This window comes from Fulvivirga ulvae, assembly GCF_021389975.1.
In the GTDB taxonomy this organism is placed as follows: Bacteria; Bacteroidota; Bacteroidia; order Cytophagales; family Cyclobacteriaceae; genus Fulvivirga; species Fulvivirga ulvae.
The window spans coordinates 2,426,855-2,445,676 of sequence record NZ_CP089981.1; the positions used below are offsets into that span (position 1 = coordinate 2,426,855).

The 18,822-nt window shown below is 41.9% G+C and carries 18 protein-coding genes and 1 tRNA gene; 9 read left to right on the forward strand and 10 right to left on the reverse strand.

Translation table 11 applies throughout. The features are described from left to right. The first annotated feature begins 2 nt into the window (after positions 1-2). Positions 3-569 carry an SMC-Scp complex subunit ScpB gene (gene scpB, locus LVD17_RS10030; RefSeq protein WP_233766477.1) on the forward strand — a complete coding sequence of 189 codons (567 nt, stop codon included), beginning with the start codon at positions 3-5 and terminating at the stop codon, positions 567-569. Between the two features lie 48 nt (positions 570-617). Further along, on the forward strand, positions 618-1,448 hold the full coding sequence (locus LVD17_RS10035) for a pseudouridine synthase (protein ID WP_306415997.1): 831 nt from the start codon (positions 618-620) through the stop codon (positions 1,446-1,448). A 25-nt stretch (positions 1,449-1,473) separates the two neighbouring features. Here the strand turns inward: LVD17_RS10035 and LVD17_RS10040 are convergent, their stop codons facing one another. Together LVD17_RS10040 and LVD17_RS10045 are read right to left on the reverse strand one after the other, a co-directional pair. After that, a complete protein-coding gene (locus tag LVD17_RS10040) occupies positions 1,474-2,823 on the reverse strand; it encodes a sensor histidine kinase (RefSeq protein ID WP_233766478.1) in 1,350 nt (449 codons plus the stop codon). A 259-nt stretch (positions 2,824-3,082) separates the two neighbouring features. Beyond that, positions 3,083-3,155, reverse strand: a tRNA-Phe gene (locus LVD17_RS10045). 82 nt (positions 3,156-3,237) lie between these two features. Between LVD17_RS10045 and LVD17_RS10050 the strand changes: the two genes are divergently transcribed. Next, a complete protein-coding gene (locus tag LVD17_RS10050) occupies positions 3,238-4,575 on the forward strand; it encodes a 4Fe-4S dicluster domain-containing protein (protein ID WP_233766480.1) in 1,338 nt (445 codons plus the stop codon). A 35-nt stretch (positions 4,576-4,610) separates the two neighbouring features. Then, positions 4,611-5,411, forward strand: a complete 801-nt coding sequence (locus LVD17_RS10055; protein ID WP_185156162.1) for a (Fe-S)-binding protein — start codon at positions 4,611-4,613, stop codon at positions 5,409-5,411. A 73-nt stretch (positions 5,412-5,484) separates the two neighbouring features. Here LVD17_RS10055 and LVD17_RS10060 read toward each other — a convergent pair whose 3' ends face one another. The 6 genes from LVD17_RS10060 to LVD17_RS10085 all read right to left on the reverse strand — a co-directional run bounded on the left by LVD17_RS10060 (position 5,485) and on the right by LVD17_RS10085 (position 10,674). Further along, on the reverse strand, positions 5,485-6,360 hold the full coding sequence (locus LVD17_RS10060; RefSeq protein ID WP_233766482.1) for a hypothetical protein: 876 nt from the start codon (positions 6,358-6,360) through the stop codon (positions 5,485-5,487). A gap of 4 nt (positions 6,361-6,364) precedes the next feature. Beyond that, complete coding sequence (locus LVD17_RS10065) at positions 6,365-6,814, reverse strand: DM13 domain-containing protein (protein WP_233766484.1); 450 nt, start codon at positions 6,812-6,814, stop codon at positions 6,365-6,367. An 82-nt stretch (positions 6,815-6,896) separates the two neighbouring features. Continuing rightward, positions 6,897-7,757, reverse strand: a complete 861-nt coding sequence (locus LVD17_RS10070) for a hypothetical protein (RefSeq protein ID WP_233766485.1) — start codon at positions 7,755-7,757, stop codon at positions 6,897-6,899. Positions 7,758-7,761: 4 nt separating this feature from the next. Then, on the reverse strand, positions 7,762-8,418 hold the full coding sequence (locus tag LVD17_RS10075; protein ID WP_233766486.1) for a DM13 domain-containing protein: 657 nt from the start codon (positions 8,416-8,418) through the stop codon (positions 7,762-7,764). After that, entirely contained in the window at positions 8,415-9,899 is a 1,485-nt protein-coding gene (locus tag LVD17_RS10080) for a sensor histidine kinase (protein WP_233766487.1), read from the reverse strand. The genes LVD17_RS10075 and LVD17_RS10080 overlap by 4 nt, the downstream gene beginning before the upstream one ends. A 19-nt stretch (positions 9,900-9,918) precedes the next feature. Further along, the gene (locus LVD17_RS10085; RefSeq protein WP_233766488.1) at positions 9,919-10,674 is read right to left on the reverse strand and encodes a response regulator transcription factor; all 756 of its coding nucleotides are present in this window, start codon (positions 10,672-10,674) and stop codon (positions 9,919-9,921) included. 183 nt (positions 10,675-10,857) lie between these two features. Between LVD17_RS10085 and LVD17_RS10090 the strand changes: the two genes are divergently transcribed. The 3 genes from LVD17_RS10090 (at position 10,858) to LVD17_RS10100 (ending at position 14,499) form a co-directional block, all read left to right on the forward strand. Then, the gene (locus LVD17_RS10090; protein WP_233766489.1) at positions 10,858-11,808 is read left to right on the forward strand and encodes an aldo/keto reductase; all 951 of its coding nucleotides are present in this window, start codon (positions 10,858-10,860) and stop codon (positions 11,806-11,808) included. Positions 11,809-11,923: 115 nt separating this feature from the next. After that, on the forward strand, positions 11,924-12,409 hold the full coding sequence (locus LVD17_RS10095; RefSeq protein ID WP_233766490.1) for a hypothetical protein: 486 nt from the start codon (positions 11,924-11,926) through the stop codon (positions 12,407-12,409). Between the two features lie 86 nt (positions 12,410-12,495). Further along, complete coding sequence (locus LVD17_RS10100; RefSeq protein WP_233766492.1) at positions 12,496-14,499, forward strand: CHU_0125 family OmpA-like outer membrane integrity protein; 2,004 nt, start codon at positions 12,496-12,498, stop codon at positions 14,497-14,499. A 63-nt stretch (positions 14,500-14,562) separates the two neighbouring features. On the opposite strand, the gene LVD17_RS10105 is transcribed toward LVD17_RS10100, so the two are convergent. Continuing rightward, positions 14,563-14,952, reverse strand: coding sequence for a MotA/TolQ/ExbB proton channel family protein (locus LVD17_RS10105; protein WP_233766494.1), 390 nt, complete (start codon positions 14,950-14,952; stop codon positions 14,563-14,565). 140 nt (positions 14,953-15,092) lie between these two features. Between LVD17_RS10105 and LVD17_RS10110 the strand changes: the two genes are divergently transcribed. Beyond that, on the forward strand, positions 15,093-15,854 hold the full coding sequence (locus tag LVD17_RS10110; protein ID WP_233766496.1) for a LytR/AlgR family response regulator transcription factor: 762 nt from the start codon (positions 15,093-15,095) through the stop codon (positions 15,852-15,854). 51 nt (positions 15,855-15,905) lie between these two features. Here the strand turns inward: LVD17_RS10110 and LVD17_RS10115 are convergent, their stop codons facing one another. After that, complete coding sequence (locus tag LVD17_RS10115) at positions 15,906-17,489, reverse strand: hypothetical protein (protein ID WP_233766498.1); 1,584 nt, start codon at positions 17,487-17,489, stop codon at positions 15,906-15,908. A gap of 163 nt (positions 17,490-17,652) precedes the next feature. On the opposite strand from LVD17_RS10115, the gene LVD17_RS10120 reads away from it, so the two are divergent. Next, entirely contained in the window at positions 17,653-18,819 is a 1,167-nt protein-coding gene (locus tag LVD17_RS10120; RefSeq protein WP_233766499.1) for an AIR synthase-related protein, read from the forward strand. Positions 18,820-18,822 lie beyond the last annotated feature (3 nt).

Below are 18,822 nucleotides of genomic sequence, written 5' to 3' on the forward strand. Positions count from 1 at the left end.
CGGTGGATTTTCTTCAGAATCATATAGAGGCGTTGATATTTTGTTCGCCCGGCCCTATAAAGGTTAATGAACTTAAGGCATGCCTCTCTGAGATGTTTGAGGCAGATGTACCAGAAAAGGACATTGAAGAAGCTTTAAAAAAACTGAAAGAAAAATTTGAATCTGATGAATTTTCTTTCAGTTTAAACCATTCCGGAGGAGGTTACCAATTCTTAACAAAACCGGCATATCAGGCCAGCATAGGTATAATGCTGAAGCAGCAATCCAAAAGAAGATTGTCTACCTCCGCATTGGAAACACTTTCTATCATTGCCTATAAGCAGCCTGTTACCAAGTCAGATGTGGAGAGTATCCGTGGTGTTAACTGCGATTATGCAGTACAGAAGCTTCTGGAAAAAGGCCTGCTGGAGATCAAAGGAAAATCAGAATCAATCGGCAGGCCATTACTATATGGAACCAGCGATTTTTTTATGGAGTACTTTGGTATCAATAGTCTGAATGAATTGCCGACACCAAAAGATTTTGCGCCTGCAGATGATAATTCAATCGGAGAAGAGTCAGAAAATTGACTTTGTCCGTCAAACATTTAAAACCCAGTAGCGATACTGCGTTATCTTATGAAAAAATCAAGAAAACCAGAAAACAAACGTAGCAAGGCTGATGTGAAGGGCCGCGCCAGGTCACAATCCACGTCAAAAGCCAAAAAGGATACTCCTAATATTCCGAAGCAGGATACTCCACAAGAGATTCGCTTGAATAAATATATCTCCAACGCCGGAGTCTGTTCCAGACGAGAGGCGGATAAACTCATAGCTGCCGGAGAAATAAAAGTTAACGGACAGGTAATTACAGAACTTGGTTATAAAGTTGAGGCTACTGATAAGGTTGTGTATAAAGGGAAGAATTTAACCCCGGAAAAGTCTGTTTATGTACTGCTCAATAAGCCAAAGGATTTTATTACCACTACCGATGATCCGGAAAACCGCAGGACAGTAATGGAGCTGGTAAAAAACGCCTGCGAGGAAAGAATATACCCTGTAGGCCGACTTGATAGAAATACAACGGGACTTTTGCTTTTTACTAATGATGGAGAGCTTGCCCGCAAGCTGGCCCACCCTTCTCACAAAGTGAAAAAAATCTATAGGGTAGAGCTGGATAAGAATATTACCAAAGAAGATTTTGTGAAGATTGAAGAAGGGCTGGAGCTTGAAGATGGAGTGGCCGTGGTAGATGGCTTAGGCATAGTGGATAACAATAAAAAAATACTCGGGATTGAAATTCACATCGGAAAGAACCGAATAGTACGACGAATTTTTGAGCACCTTGGTTATGAAGTGATAAAACTTGACAGAGTAATGTATGGCCCGCTGGATAAACTTAATCTTCCAAGAGGTAAATGGAGGTTTTTGACAGATAAGGAAATAGACAAATTAAAGCGGCTAAACTAGCATCCTCCGGTTTTATTTTGTGCCGTCAGAGTTCAGGCTCGGGAATAACAATTTTGAAAGTTGATCCCACCCCCGGTGAAGACTCCAGAGATATGGTGCCGTTGAGTTTCTTAACGGCCTCTTTAACAATAAACAGCCCTAACCCGGAGCCTTGTGAGTCAGTTGAAGCCCTGTAAAACATGTCAAAGATCTTCGAATGGTGCTTGGGGTCAATGCCATTTCCATTGTCTGAGATAGTGATGGTAACAACTCCTCCTGATTTATGAAAACCAACTTTAATGTAAGGATCTGCCTTGGAGAGATCATGATATTTGACGGAGTTAGAGATTAAATTATTCAATATAGTTACTAATCTGTCTTTATCTCCGTTAAGCAGATTCTTTTCATTGGGTTCATAATCAAGCCTGATAGCCGATGCCCCTTTGGCAAATTTTACTGCACCAATTACATCATCCAGCAGTACATTGAAATCCAGTTTGGTTACGCTAAGTATCCTTTTACTGTTTTTAGAATAGTTAAGTATGTCGTTAATCACCTCATCCAGTTTTTGGATTCGCCCTTCTATCCGTTCAAAAATTTCCAGGGTTTCCTGGTCTTTACTTTGGTGCTTGGCAAGGTAGGTGAGGCCTAGTATTGAAGCTATTGGAGAACGAAGGTCATGGGAGGTACTGTAAAAAAAGCTATCAAGCTCTGCATTGGCTTTTTTAAGGTCGCGACGTTCATTCTCTAACAACCAAATGACCATCCCCATACCTATAAGCGCCTGAAGAAAAAAGTCCAGAAGCCCAAGGTGAGCAACATATGGAAATTTGTATTCTATACCAATAAGTGGTAGCAGACCTACAATAAAATAGTTGATCTGTTCAAGACCAAACACTATAAAAGCCACCGTAAGCAATTTTTTACCAAGCCCTTTAAAAGTTGAGGTAGTAATTATTATCCAGATTCCTGTGGCCAGAAAGCCTGCGCCTGTAATGAGTGCTCTCACACTTACCCTTACAAAAAATCTCTCATCTGAGGCAGAAGTATCATTAAGGAATAGTATACCAGATACTGTTGCAAGTGCGATGGCAAGCAGTAGTATCATGAATAATCTTGATTTTTGAAACTTTCTTTCATTGATTAACTCCCATGTACCGATAAAAAGTAAAACGGTTTGAATATAGGAAGCACTTATCGACACAATAGTTAGTGAAACCCAAACGGGATGGTCGACAGGATATATCCACATGATTTGTAAAATGGAGGCAGCAGTAAGCAAGTATAAAGCAAAAGCACACCAGCTTAAAGACCAGATCTTGAGATAGTGCTTGCGGTAGACATTAAAGGTGTACAGAAATAAAAATGCCAGGATGATGCACCAAACTCCTTGCATCAGGTGCTGAGAAAAAAGTCTTATCGAAATTTCAGGCAATGGGAAATGATTTTTTTAAATTTCCTAAAAGGTAATTACAACCGCTTAAGTTATCAAGAACAATTATAAATTAGAGGGAAAAATAGTATGCTTGCATACTATTTTTGGTCATATGTGTTAATTTTAAGCCTATAATCTAAACTACCTAAAGAAACATAACTGATGAAAAACACCAATAACATAAAACAAAAAAGTCCCGAATTTCTTCGGGACTTTGATGTGGTGCTGAGTGGGCTCGAACCACCGACTCACGGATTTTCAGTCCGATGCTCTACCAACTGAGCTACAGCACCGTTGTAAGAGGATGCAAAACTATATAATTTTATAATTGATGCAAATAAAAATAATAAATTTATACATATAAATTTACTTGGAATGGAATACATAGGACAGATAGCATTTTTAATCATACTTGGAGCAGCCACGTTTGTGCTGCTTAAACGCATTAGGCGTATAAAAAGCAATATTAATCTGGGTAAGGATGTTGAGATAAACGATAGCACTTCTCAGCGGTGGAAGAATATGTTTTTGATCGCGTTTGGTCAGAAAAAAATGTTCAAAAGACCTCTCCCAGCCTTTCTTCACTTGCTGATTTATGTAGGCTTCCTGGTCATTAATATTGAAGTGCTTGAATTTGTGCTGGATGGACTGAGCGGGCAGCATCGTATGTTTGCTCCGTTTCTTGGGGACGTCTATCCAGTGTTGATGAATATTTTTGAGTTTCTTGCCGTTGCAGTCCTTTTCTCCTGTACCGTTTTCCTCATTCGCCGGAATATTATTAAGGTAAAGCGGTTTCATGCCCGTGAGATGACTGCTTGGCCAAAGCTTGATGCAAACCTGATATTGATCATAGAGATAGTGTTGATGATTGCTATTCTCACTATGAATGCTGCAGACCAATTGTTGCAGCGATCTAATCCTGAGCATTATACAGCCACGGGCTCATTATTTTTCAGCTCTATGCTGATGCCTCTTTTTGAAGGAATGGATGCTGCCACGCTTATTTTTATTGAAAGAGCAGCATGGTGGTTTCACATAGTGGGTATCCTTGGTTTTGCTATTTATGTTACCTACTCCAAGCACCTCCATATTTTTATGGCCTTCCCCAATACATACTACGGCACACTTACGCCTAAAGGCCAGATGAAAAATATGGATGCCGTGACCAATGAAGTAAATATGATGCTGGGCATTCAGCCGGAAGGTGGTACACCCCCGCCTGCACCTGAGGAGATCGGCAGGTTTGGTGCAAAAGATATCAATGACCTGACCTGGAAAAACCTAATGGATGCCTATGCCTGTACAGAATGTGGCCGTTGTACTTCTGAGTGCCCTGCTAACCAGACAGGCAAGCTGTTATCTCCGAGAAAAATAATGATGGATACCCGCGACAGGGCAGAGGAAGTTGGTAAAAGTCTGGCTACAGGTGGTAAAGGGCTGGAAGATGGCAAAACTTTGCTGCATGATTTTATTACCAAGGAAGAGATCAATGCATGCACAAGCTGCCAGGCGTGTGTTGAAGCATGCCCGGTAAGTATCGATCCGCTGGATATTATTTACCAGCTCAAGAGGTATGTAGCTATGGAAGAGTCTGGCTCTCCTGCGAGCTGGAATAGCATGTTCCAGAATATTGAAACCAATTTTGCTCCTTGGAAATTTGCCCCTACCGATAGGTTTAAATGGGCTGATGACCTGAAAAAAGAAGAAGCATAAAAAGAAATTGACGAAATAAATAAGATATCTAAGCTATGAGCGATAATAAATATAAAGTACCCACCATGGCCGAAATGGCTGCCAAAGGAGAGTCACCTGAAATCTTATTCTGGGTAGGCTGTGCTGGTTCTTATGACGACAGATATAAAAACGTTACACGGGCGTTTGTAAAAATATTGAATGTGGTAGGTGTTTCATTTGCCGTATTGGGTCCTGAAGAAACCTGTACTGGTGACCCTGCACGAAGGGCTGGCAATGAGTTTCTGTTTCAGATGCAGGCTGTTTCGAACATTCAGGTATTGAATGGCTATAATGTTAAAAAAGTAGTGACGGCTTGCCCGCATTGCTTCAATACGTTGAAGAATGAATATCCTGCCCTTGGGGGAAATTATGAAGTGATACACCATTCTACTTTTCTACAACAGTTGATCAATCAGGGGAAAGTATCCCTGAAAGGAGGAGGCGAATTTAAAGGAAGAAAGATTACTTACCATGATTCTTGTTATCTGGGGCGTGCCAATAACATATATGAAGCGCCAAGAGAAGTGCTTGAGGCGCTGGATGCCGAATTGGTCGAGATGAAACGCTGCAAGACCAAAGGCTTTTGCTGTGGAGCGGGAGGCGGTCAGATGTTTAAAGATGCCGAACCAGGCAACAAAGAAGTGAACATCGATAGAACAGAAGAGGCTTTAAGCACCGGCGCAGATACTATTGCTGTAGGTTGTCCTTTTTGTATGACTATGATGAGTGACGGTGTGAAAAACAAAGAAAAAGAAGCTGAGGTGAAGGTAAAAGACCTTGCTGAGCTTATTGCCGAAGGCCTTGGCGAAAAATAAGAGTCGATAAACAAAAGGCCCGGGCTGATCTCCGGGCCTTAACCTTAAAAAACTAACAACATATTTCTGCCCATTATTTTTTAAATTCATAAGCCAGGCCTACGGATACTATTCCTGCGCTATACAAATTTGCCCTCTTTACGATCAGGTCTATGTACCTGAAATACCCCACATTAAGACTGATGCTTTTAAGTAGCTCCACGGACGATTTGACTTCCAAAGCCGTGAACTCGGTACCTTCACCCCTGACAAAATCTACTATAGCGCCTTCTCCCAATGATTTTTGAAACGATAACCCGGCGATAACCCAAACCTTTGAAGCGATCAAGCCACCAAACTCTGCGCCACTTACAGCCTGATGCGTAAAGTCGACCCCTTCGTACTGAGTTCGATAATTGAGTGTTGAATATACTGAAACATAGGCAGGTACCTGGTGAAATGAATGAGAGGCAGCCACCATTAACCTAAAATTCCACTCACCATCACCTGCTGGCAAATTGATCTGTTCGAAATCATTTTGCTTGTTTTGTGCATAGTTGTTTGCCTTAGCTGTCGGTATATCAGTGATCAGGCTGATGGATACCGGAAACTTGCCCTGGAGCAGGCCATATTTTAAACCTATAGGCAAATCACCCAAAGCAGTTATTTTCTCCGTGGTTTCAAAGTAATGATGTTTGATAACCGGACCGTAGCTGATGATTGTCAACCGGTCGGCAATTCCATATTCACCATAAAGCCCCGTGATGGACTGCGCGAATTCAGAGGTTTTTAATTGATTGCCTGATAGGTTGAAGTAAGTATCAGATGCTCCGTAACTGGTTTTGAGTTTTATATAATACTCTCCTTTTTTCCGAGTCCAGCCGCTTTGGGCATAGGCCGTTGATAAACAAAGGAATGCTGTCCCTATCAACAGGGACAAGCATTTGCCTGTAAGTCCATACCTGCTCATGGGTCTAATTCAGTTCAGCATATCCAAAAGGGATGTTTGCTGATCCACACCATAGAATGACATGAGTGAATTTGCTGGCTGCGGCAGGCTCCAGTTTAAAGAAGTTCTCCCCTGTAGAACTTACCGGGCCTATAAGCCTCAGGTCGGGGTTGCCACTGCCAGGGTCAGCTTTATACTCGCTAGAAGTAGACAAGTAAACAGTAACGGTACCGGTGGCAAGGGTCGTGGAAAAATCAGAACCGAAGCGCAGGAACTGTGTGCCATTTTCGTCAGTTCCCAGTTCTGCGGTGCCTGTACTTCCCGTGTCATTTTGCTCTACAAAAGTACCATCTGTTGTAGCGGTAAAGGCTCCCTGCGGCATGCTGGTGTCGATCAGTACTTCTTCAGTATCATCATCACCGCAAGCCATAAATACAGCCAAAGACATTATTACTATTCCGAACTTTTTCAACATGGTTTTAAAATTTTATGGTTTAACATGTTATCAAAAATCGGCTTCAAGTATCACGGAAATATCACGAAAGCATAACGTAACTCTAAAGCTTTAAAAATGCACCAACCGCATAGCTTGGGTTGGCAAAAATCAGCTGCCCGGAAAAGGCAGTTCCATATGATACCGAGATGCCGAAGGCTTTGGTGAAGTTAAAGGCGATCTCTGGTGAGAAAGACATATATTCGGTATTGTTGGCGAACAGGCTAGTACCTACGGCATTGAAATTATCGGCTCCATTATTCAATGATTCAACGCCGAAAACACGGGCTATCAGGGTTACTTTGCTGATCGAGATACCGGCTTCAACACCATACAGGAATTCATCCGAATAGTCATTGGTACGGTTGTTCAGGCCTGCTCTTAGTGAAAGGAAAGGATAGAATTTCCCAACCTTAAAAGCTCTGCTGGCATCAATGGAAATCATCTGGTTAAATTCTCCGTCTCCGGTTTGTAATGATCCGTCCCTTCCTCCACTGTCATTACCAAGAGGCAGCCCTAAAGTTAGCGTAGCGCTTACTACAATCGATTTATCTGTAATCAAACCATATTTTATGCTCAGATCAGTATCTCCTAATGAATTTACAGCATCACCTTCAGCTATTAGTTGACCTGTTGTACCTGATACCTGCTCGTTTAGCGTAGCCCTGCTAAAAAAAGGAAAATAAAGGATCCCGGTTAGCCGGTCAGTGAAACCATATTCGGCATAAATGCTGGTGTTGTAGGTTCCCCTGGTAAGGTTGGGATCAATCATGCCTGTATTGGTATAGTGCTGGTCAGAGATTACCCACCACTGGCTCAGTTTAAGGAACATCCCACCTTTCGGCTGGGGCCATCCTCCGCCTGCCATGGTTTCAGTTGAAAACCAAATGAAACCCATTACGAAAATAGTCTTAATAATTCTCATTGCTCTAAGGATTTAGTGTTCCGTTACCCACCGGCACTACAAAAGGTTTGCAGTAAAACAGTACTATATTGTATTCAAAAAGATCAGATGTTGCGGTAATTTCATACGATTGAGCCCCGCTAAACTTTGCCACTTTGGCTACCTCAAGAGCACCATTGGTAGTATTGGCATTGTTGGAAAGGTATACATACAAACCGGGGAGAGCGGATGTAGTATTAAAGTTATCCGCAAACTCCAGGATCAGGCCGTTGCTTCCCTTTTTTAGTGTTACATCACCTGAAAGCGGGTATGAGCTCACAGTTTGCAGGGTCGCTGATCTTAGCTCCACGTCCCCGCTGGTTTCGTCGCCTGCTGTTACTTCCAGTGAAGTGGCAATGTCTTCTGCAAGTACACTGAGGGTAGCTGTACCAGGAGTCAGCGCAATGGCTAGTCCTGAATTTTCTATTGAAATGACGGATTCGTCTGACGATGTCCATACAAAAACCACATTTTCCTCCTGGCCGATATTGTTAAAGTATTTAGCAGAAAACTGGTGGGATTCGCCAACTTTGAGAGAAGTTATCGGGTTGTCTATAACAATCTTTTCCTCCATTTCATCGTCAATAATATCTGTGCCGATACAGCCGGAGAGTGTTAAAAGCATGATAAATAGTCTTTTCATGATTGAGCAGTTTGATATTGTGGCAATTGAAATGAAAATGTGGTACCGTAATTGACCTTGCTACTCAGGTGGATCGTTGCATTATGAATTTCCAGTATTTTTTTGACAATGGCTAATCCTAATCCGGTATTGTTATTATCAAGGCTGATCCGCTTGTCCCCGATATGATAGCGGTCAAAAATGAATGGGATTTGATCTTTGGGGATGCCAGGACCCGAGTCTGATACCTTTATTTCAACATACTGATCTTCCTGATCCACCTCTACCTGTATTTTGCCGCCTTTAGGTGTAAATTTTAAGGCGTTATCAATCAGGTTTTGCAGCACACGCTCTATCAACCCGACATCTGCGAATACCAGTGTATTGGCCTGATGCTTGGACGTGGTAATTTCGATGTTCTTTTGCCGGGCCAGGAGCTGGAATTTTTGACGGATGTCATTGATTAGCTCCTGAATAAAGAATGGCTCTTTTTTAGGGCTTACCTGCTTCGATTCCAGTTTGGAAAGTTCGAACAGTTCATCAACCAGTTTCCTGAGTTTTTCGGTGCTTTCAAGGATGATCTTAAGATATTTTTCACGCTCGTCTTCCGACAATGTTTTTCTTTTGATCATTAAAGTTTCTATATAGCCATGTATTACGGCAAGAGGGGTGCGCAGGTCATGCGAGACATTGCCGACTAGCTCCCGTCGCAGGTTTTCCATCGATTTCAGGTTTTCGATATTACCTACTATGGTATCCGCCATTTCATTAAATGCCAGGGCAAGGTCATTAATGCCTCCTTCTGACTTAACCGGTATCCGCGCACTCATTTCTCCATTTTGAAAGCGCTTGACAGTACGTGTAATGCGGTTGATGTTACGGGTGATGAGCCATATGATCAGCAACCCAAGTACAAGGGCTACAAACAAAGTGATAAATATTGCTCTGCCGCCCAGCCGTAATATATAGCTATTCCACATGTAGGCAGATACAGAGTCATACTCTTCACTGGCGAGTACTACATAGACATAGCCAAGGGTTTTATCATTTTCCAGGATTGGAGCCGCCGAAAATACTTTTTGAACCCCCGGGTTTCTGGGATCGTCTCCCACGATGTATTTTCTTTCATCTGAATGAATAAACTGGCGGACCGGCCCCAGGTTTACGGAGTCCATTTTTACCTTTTTATAAGGAGCCACATACGACAGAATTTTTCCCTTTGGGTTGAGAATGTATACTTCTATGCTCGGGTTAATGGCCATCATATGATGCATAATGTCCTGAGTAGCACTTTCTGACAGCTCGCCATTAATGAATGGCTTTACCTCAGTAATGATATGCTCTGCAATGCTGGCATTGAGTGCCTGGTTTTTTTCCTGCACATACTTCTCGGCCAGGTTCGCGGTGATAAAAACATAGGAGAAGCCTACAACCATTAAAAGTCCCGCCAGGGTGAGTGAGATCTTCCGGAAAAAACCCAGACTACTATTTTTTATTTTCATTTTCATGCGGGTTGATTTCCTATATTTCGTCGTTGAACCTGTAGCCGATACCCCAGGTGGTGAGGATATACTCCGGATCGCTCAGGTTTTCCTCCACTTTTGCCCGTAGCCTGTTAATATGAGAATTCACGGTATGCTCGTATCCTTCAAATTCATACCCCCAGATGATACTAAGCAGGCGGTCTCGGGAATAACTTTTGCCAGGATTAGATGCCAGCAGATAGAGCAGGTCAAACTCCTTTGGGGTAAGGTCAATTCTTTCTCCTCTACGAAGCACCTTTCTTTTTGCCTGGTCTATAATCAGAGCACCATGCCTGATTATCTGATTATCATCCCTGGGCGTGTTAAGCATTTGCACCCTTCTGAAAATGGCCTTTACCCGGGCAATGAACTCCCTTACACTGAAAGGCTTAGTCAAATAATCGTCCGCACCTGTTTCCAGGCCCAGTATTTTGTCAATTTCCTCCGAGCGTGCCGTTAACATCAATATGGGTGTATCAATGTTATTGGCACGCAGGTCCCGGCAGATCTCAATGCCATCTTTATCTGGCAGCATAATGTCCAGTATGATGAGGTCCAGTGCCTCTGTAAGTGCCATGCGATAGCCCATACTGCCGTTTTGAGCCATTTTTAACTGGCAACCCAGGTCGCTTAAATGGATTTCGAGCAAATCCTTAATGTGAGCATCGTCCTCAATAAGCAATACCTTTTTCATAAGTGATCTTTTCCATCCATAATAAAGCCGGACCGGTCCTTTGGTAAAGGTAAATTTCATATATCACGAAAGTATCACGACAGGCTTTATCCTAAATTTAGAGGGTAGTTCGGTAGGAAAAAGTCAGTTAATTGACGTTTTTGAATTATCTTATTGAGTGCTATTAAATTATGGTAACAATGAAGCAAATGCAGACGTTGAAATTACAATGAATTACCACTAACCAATAAAAACAGAGAATCAATGAAGACACTGCAATTCAGAAATGGAGACAAAATGCCTGCCTTTGGCCTGGGAACATGGAAGTCAAAGCCCGGTGAAGTTTACACTGCTGTAAAAGAGGCTATAAAAACAGGCTACAGGCACATAGACTGTGCGCCTATTTATGGAAATGAACAGGAAGTAGGGAAGGCATTGACTGAATGTTTTGAAGAAGGCATTGTGAAGCGGGAAGACCTGTGGATCACCTCGAAACTATGGAATGACTCGCATGCGGCAGGGGATGTAGAGCCTGCGCTGAAGAAAACTTTGTCTGACTTGCAAATAGATTATCTTGACCTTTTTCTTATTCACTGGCCTGTTGCCATTAAAAAAGGAGTGTCTATGGCACAGAAAGCAAGTGATTTCTTTTCGCTTAAAGAGATTCCTTTATCCGTGACCTGGAGGGCTATGGAGGATGTGCAGGAAAAAGGCATGACCACTCACATTGGTGTTTCTAACTTTAATATTGACAAGCTAAAGTCACTTACAGTTGAAGGTAGGGTGAAACCTGAAATGAACCAGATAGAGATGCACCCATATTTGCAGCAAGAGGATATGGTCGATTTTTGTAAGCGTGAAGGCATTCTTCTTACAGCATATTCACCTCTGGGCTCCAAGGACAGACCGTCGAATTTAAAATCTGATGATGAGCCCTTACTGCTGGAAGACCCGACTATTACTAGAATAGCAGAAGCGAAAGGTGTAAGTCCCGCACAGGTATTAATTGCGTGGTCACTTAACCGCGACATTTCTGTGATCCCTAAATCGGTAAACCCGGAGCGTATCAGGCAGAACTATGCGGCGGCGGATATTAAACTCAGTGAGCAGGAAATGCAGGAGATAGCCAAACTCGATCGGGGACTGCGCTATGTAACCGGCAACTTTTGGGTGGTTGAAGAAGGGCCATATACCCTGGAAGGCCTTTGGGGTTAGCATCTCTTTTGGTGCTGCCCTGTGACCCTATAAGAGGCTCGGGCCAAGGTGCGTTAATTTCCCTTAAACAGAACTTAATCCGGGCTTTTGTGGTTTTTTTTCTAAATTTGTTAGTATGTTAATACCATTTGAAAACATGCCCGACCATGCCAGGGTTTGGATATACCAGGCGGATAGAAAACTGGCAAATACCGAAGTAGAAGCAGTAAATACGACAGGAGAAAAGTTTTTTGAGGATTGGGCCGCTCATGGCGCTCCATTGAAAAGCTCCTTTAAAATATTTCACAATCAGTTTTTGGTGATTAGTGTTGATGAAAACTTTAATAAAGCCAGCGGATGCTCTATTGACAGCTCTGTTGGCTTTGTAAGGCAAATAGAGCAGCAGCATAATATCAACTTCTTTGATCGTACAAAAGTTGCCTTTATCTTCAACGAAGAAGTATATCTGGAATCTCTCAGTAACTTAAAAGCCAGTGTGGCAGAAGGAAAAATTGATGAAAGTACCCTTACTTTTAATAATCTGGTATCCAGTAAAAGTGAGTTGGAATCTTCATGGGTTGTTCCGGCCAAATCAACCTGGTTAGGCAGGTACTTCAATTAAATGCATGCCAACAACATAATATTTATACCCGTCGTTATACGATTGAGGATTAATAATTATAAATTTAGGCAAAGGAATATCTAAATATGAATGCGACATTAAAAATTTCGATGGCCTTTCTGGCACTAACTGTGTTGTCGTGCAGTGTAGAGAAAAAGGCATCAAAAACTTTTGATCGCGGTCAGTTTCAGTCTACGATTGAGCTTTATCAGGGAGTACTTAAGAAGGATCCGAACAACGCGGAAGCCAATTTTTATATAGCAGAATCTTACCGGCAATCCAACAGGCTGCAAGAAGCGGCCCCTTTCTATAAAAAGGCCCTGGACAGGGGTATGAGAAATGATTCAATACATATGTTCTACGCCTTTGCATTGAAGGCTAACGGCAACTACGATGAGGCAAAAAGGGCGCTTGAGCAGCACTTGAAAGTGGTGGAAGACGAAGAGTATCAAAAAAGGGGACAGGAAGAGTATGATAACCTCAATAACCTTGAGCAGGTCAGAGCCAAAAAGAACTACTTCAGGGTAAAGAACCTCGACGAAATAAACTCACCTGCCGCAGAGTACGCGCCGGTATATAATGATGGTGAGCTTTATTTTACCTCTTCGCGCGGAGACAGCAAAATTTATAAGGCCACGGGCACACCCTTCACAAACATTTACCGGGTAAAGACCCAGGGGGCACGGGTAGATACTACTACTATTACGGAGTTGGACGCGCTTATCAATAACTATAATATCAACGAAGGTGCGGTGACTTTTAGTCCTGATGGGCAAACCATGATTTTCGCACGTGGCAATTCCGGTAAGAAAAAGGGAACTGCCGATGTGAATTTATACATTTCGAGTAATCGTCGTGAAGGTTGGACGGAGCCGAGGATGTTGAATATTAATAACCCGGGCTATTGGGATTCAACCCCTGCTTTTAGCAGGGACGGCAAAACACTTTATTTTGCTTCCAACAGACCGGGAGGCTATGGAGGTACAGATATCTACTCGGCCAAAAGAAATTCAAGAGGACGTTTTTACAAGGTCACTAACCTGGGGCCTGAAATTAATACTACGGGCAATGAGATGTTCCCTTACATTTCTGATGAAGGTTACATGTATTTTTCCAGTGATGGACATGCAGGTTTTGGTGGACTAGACCTTTTGGTAGCCAAACGCAGGAATGGAAGAACAGAAATAGAAAACCTCGGCGAGCCAATGAATACAAGTGCTGACGACTTTGGTATGTATTTGTTTAAGGCAGACAGGGGCTTCTTCACCTCGAACAGAGAAGGTGGTGAAGGAGATGATGACATTTATACCTTCGTCAATGAAGATCCTGATCTGAAAATCGTCAATTACTATCTCGAGGGTGTAACTATGACCCATGATGATAATGATAAGCTGGTTATTTTGCCGCGGGTAGAAGTTAAGCTGCTTGACTATGAGGGTAAAGTACTGGATGAGACTGTAACCGAAGATGATGGAAAATTCCTGTTCAGGGTTTATGAGCATGAGCATTATAATCTTGTAGGAGAGAAAAAGGGAGGTAAAGACCAGTATCTGATTACACGGGCTCAATTTACTACGGTAGGCAAGAGCATAGACCGCGATACCTTAAAGCAACTGGTAACAGATGTAAAGTTTGATACCTTATTGGTTCTTGAAAAAATTGAGAAAAACAAAATTTTCGTGATGGAGAACATCTATTACGATCTTGATAAGTCAGATATACGTGAAGATGCTGCCCGTGAACTGGATAAGCTTGTAACCATTCTGGAAGACAACCCTGAGCTTAAGATAGAACTTAGCTCACATACCGATAATCGGGCTGATGATGATTATAATATGAAGTTATCCCAAAGAAGGGCGAAATCTGCGGTTGACTATATCATCTCCCAAGGTATATCATCCAACCGGCTGACGGCCAAGGGGTATGGAGAAACCAAGCTGATCATACCCAATGCAAAAACCGAAGAAGAACACCAGGTGAACAGGCGTACAGAATTCAAGATTCTTGAAGTAGGTGAGAAAAAGGAGTCTACTGATGTTGATGAATTTGATGAAGATCGGTTTTTTGATGACGATGATGCTGGTCAGTAGGCAATAAAATATTATTTTATTAAAAGGCTGCTCCGTAAATTTCAACTTCCGGAGCAACTTTTTTTAAACCCCGGCGGTGTTATTTCTGGAGGCGTAGGCTTCCAATGCAAACCAAAGCAGGTAAGCAATAATGAATATTACGAAACCGTACATGGTTGTGATCATGGAGACCTTCATGCCCCCGGCCAGTAACGCAGGTGATACTTTTCCTATCCGCTGAATAGCTTCGAATGCCTGATATAGCCCTATCAATTGCCCGAGAATGCCAGTGATCAGCCCGAACAGGCCGGCACTTTTGATATATTCCAGCCGTGATTTGACGATCACCGGATCATGGCCTTTACCGGATGCAAGGTAGACAGCATTGACTACTGCCAGCGCTAGAATTACTAAAAGTACCAGGGTGAGTATGCCCATGAATGCAGGGCCTCCTTCAATAAATAGTTTTGTCATGATAGTTAAATTTAATTGTTTAATTATACAGTTCAAAGCTAGATTTGGCAGGGCCTGTTGGCAATGTCGAATCCGGCTGGAAACCGGTTATCTATCGACTAAATTGGCCATGCTCTTCTTAAATAGAGATATTCGCTGCTATGAAAAGCTATGTACACATCATATTTTGGCTCGTAACGCTGGTCTTGCTGTCAGTGATTTTTGCTCCTTACTACTCGTCATTTGAGGAGAGTTTCTACTTTGTTTCCATGCTTATGCCGGTCGTAATCGGGACCTGTTATTTCTTTAATTTTTACCTGGTTCCAAAGTATCTTTTTGTCCGCAGGTACGGGGCGTTTATACTCTACTCATTCTATATGTTGCTTGTGTCGCTATACCTTGAAATGTTAGTGATTATGCTTGCTTTTATATTTCTGGCGGAGTACTCCTATCACAACATGAGCCCTGTATCTTCTGATGTTTTTGTGCTGGCGGTCACCCTCTATTTCATTGTATTTTTGTTCTCTTTCATCCTGCTTATCCGTCGCACGTTTATTAAGGAGCGGGATATTAATGCCCTTAAAGAGGAAAAGCAGAAATACGAGGCTGGGCAATTTACCATACGCTCAGAGCGACAGCTTAAAACACTGACTTACAATGAAGTAACCTATATTGAGAGCCTTGGCGATTACGTGAAAATTCATCTAAACAACGGTACTCATGTGGTTACCAAAGAAAAGATCAGCAAGCTTGAAGAGCGGCTGCCCGAAATGTTTGTTCGCATTCACCGTTCATTTATGGTAAACAAGCAAGGCGTCTCAGCTTATAATAAAGAGGAGGTCAATATCGGTGAGTTGCAATTGCCTATAAGCAGGACATACAAAAAATTGGCTTGGGAGCGGTTGAGTGGGGAGTTGAGATAAGTTAATTATATCAGAGATCAACATATTATAGGTTGATCCCTGATGATGTGGTTATTTTAATTTAATCCATGTAATGGTTGCTTTTTTGTCCCTGCTATTTTCCAGCTTTAAAGTAGTAAAGTAACCTGATTCTTTATTATAGTCTGATATACGAAAGGCGGCAAAATTATGGGTCTTTTTCTCAGGTTGACCATATAATAGGCCGCGTTGCCTGCTGTTAACCTCGCAGACGAAAGCATCAGTCTCGCCTATACCTGCTATCCTCGTAAGTTTACCTTTCTTTATATTTTCTAAGTTTTCTATTATATCATTAAAGAAGATGTATTTGCCTTCTTGCCCACAAGCGTAAGAAAATGATTTATACTGATTACTGTGGATTAGCCGCACAACTTCAATATTTCTGTTAGCCGGGTAGAGGGCGGGATAATAACCTACAATAAAATGACTTTTGGGAATAAGGGTATTGTGAAGTACTTTGGCCTGACGATCGAGAATTGAAACGACCATACTGCCTAATGTAGTAGAACTGGAACCATTTGATGAGGTATAAATTGTAATTTCTTCAAATACCATTGTATAAGTACCATCATCGTTGATATAGATAATTTGGGGTAAGGCATTGAATTTTTTGTCTTTCCCAAAAATCTCACTGTGCTCAAAATCAACGTTAGGAGTGCTTACGTCCTTATAGAATACAGTTGAATAAGTATCTGCATCAAAAAAGATTAACTTGGGAGTATATGCACTGCCAGATTGTTTAAGAGCCAACATTACAACAAGATTTTCTTTTTTATTGTAACGAAGCATTCCGGAAGTAAAATATTGATTTTCAGTAAACTGAAGTTTCTTTACGTTTACATAAGAATCGCCCTTTTCCAGACTGGCGAAAAGTACTGTTCCCTCATCAGATTTGTTAGTATTAAATCCATTGGCGCAGGCTATAACTTTTTTATCTCCCAGAACGACCATGTCAATGAGATCTAAATATTTGAACTCTTCATTTGGAGAATGATAGAAAGCACTGTTGATAATTTGATGATCGGAGCCATAGTGAATAAGCTTAATTCTTTTATTTCTATCCGAAACAAAGCTATTGAACAGAGCTACAGCATAGTTATCGGAATGTTCATCTTTTCGAATATAGAATTTTGGCTGAGGGACATTGCCATAGGCCATGGCGTATCCGGCAAACGCTGAGTACTTGTCCAAACGAGCGACCTCATTTTCTTCTTTAATGGCACCATTATCAGTATTAATGATCACCCTATATAGAATAGGAGCACGTGTGTAAATCATTTCGATGAACAGCACTAAATCGCTCCCTATACTGAATGCAGCTTCAATAGAAGCCCCTTTTTTTATGCTTAAATTTCCCTTGGTATGGAATTGAGGGTTTAGAGGTTTATTCAATTTTAGTTTACGAGAACTGTCGTAAACCCAAAGCTGCATTCCATCTTTCTCGGTAATATGGATAAGTGCTGTATTGCCGTTTGAGAATTGAAAGAGTTTAAGCCAGCCATCCGTAGGCTCCTCCTTAAGCGGTTCGCTTTCTTCAATAGTAAGATTTTGGCTAAAAGCTGTTGCAGAACAGATAAAGATAAAAAATGAAAGTTTAATAAATCTTAGTAGTAACATGTTTTTATAATAAAAAAATTTGACAAAAAACTTCAATGTTAGTGAATTACAACTTAATTATCAATACCCTGCGAATCATAATATCAAAACGGCTAACCAATAATCCTCCCAACTCTCATCACTTTTCTTATTTTTGTACCTCTTCATTCCTTAAATTACAATTATGAGCGAGCGCTACGCACAACGTGGAGTATCAGCATCTAAAGAAGATGTGCACAATGCTATCAAAAACATTGATAAAGGGCTTTATCCCCAGGCTTTCTGTAAAATAGTAGAAGACTACATTGCCAATGACCCGGACTATTGCAATATTATGCATGCAGACGGCGCAGGCACAAAATCTTCGCTTGCTTACATCTATTGGAAGGAAACAGGCGACATGTCTGTGTGGAAGGGGATAGCCCAGGATGCCATTATCATGAATATTGATGACCTGATATGTGTCGGCGCGTTGGATAACATATTGCTGTCGTCAACCATAGGCAGAAATAAAAACCTGATACCAGGAGAAGTGATTGCAGCGTTGATCAATGGCACCGAGGAGGTGCTGCAGATGCTAAGGGACAATGGTGTTAACATCATCAGTACAGGTGGAGAAACTGCTGACCTTGGTGATTTGGTAAGGACAGTAGTAGTTGATAGCACGGTTACAGCCAGAATGAAGCGCAAAGATGTGATCAACAATGACCGCATTGAGGCAGGCGACGTAATTGTAGGCCTGACTTCTTACGGGCAGGCCAAATATGAAATAGAATATAATGGCGGTATGGGCAGCAATGGACTTACCTCGGCTCGTCATGATGTGTTCAATAAGATTTATGCAGAAAAGTACCCTGAAAGCTTTGATCCGGATGTGCCCGGAGACCTTGTGTTTTCAGGGGGATATAAGCTTACCGATACTGTCGATGATGCACCGGTGAATGTGGGAAAATTGGTGTTGTCGCCTACCCGTACCTACGCTCCGGTGATGGCAGAAGTATTTAAAAATCATCGCCAGCATATCCATGGTATGGTGCATTGCAGTGGAGGTGCACAGACCAAAGTACTTCATTTCATAGATCATTTGCATATAATTAAAGATAATCTGTTCCCGGTTCCTCCGTTGTTCCGCATTATTCATGAAGAAAGCGGTACCGATTGGAAGGAAATGTATAAAGTATTTAACATGGGGCACCGGTTAGAAATTTACCTGAAAGAAGAGCATGCCGCCGAAGTGATTTCCATCTCCAAAAGCTTTGGAATAGATGCACAGATCATCGGGCGGGTGGAAGCCTCAGATAAAAAACAAGTGACTATCAAGAGTCCGAAAGGAGAATTCATCTATAATTAAAAG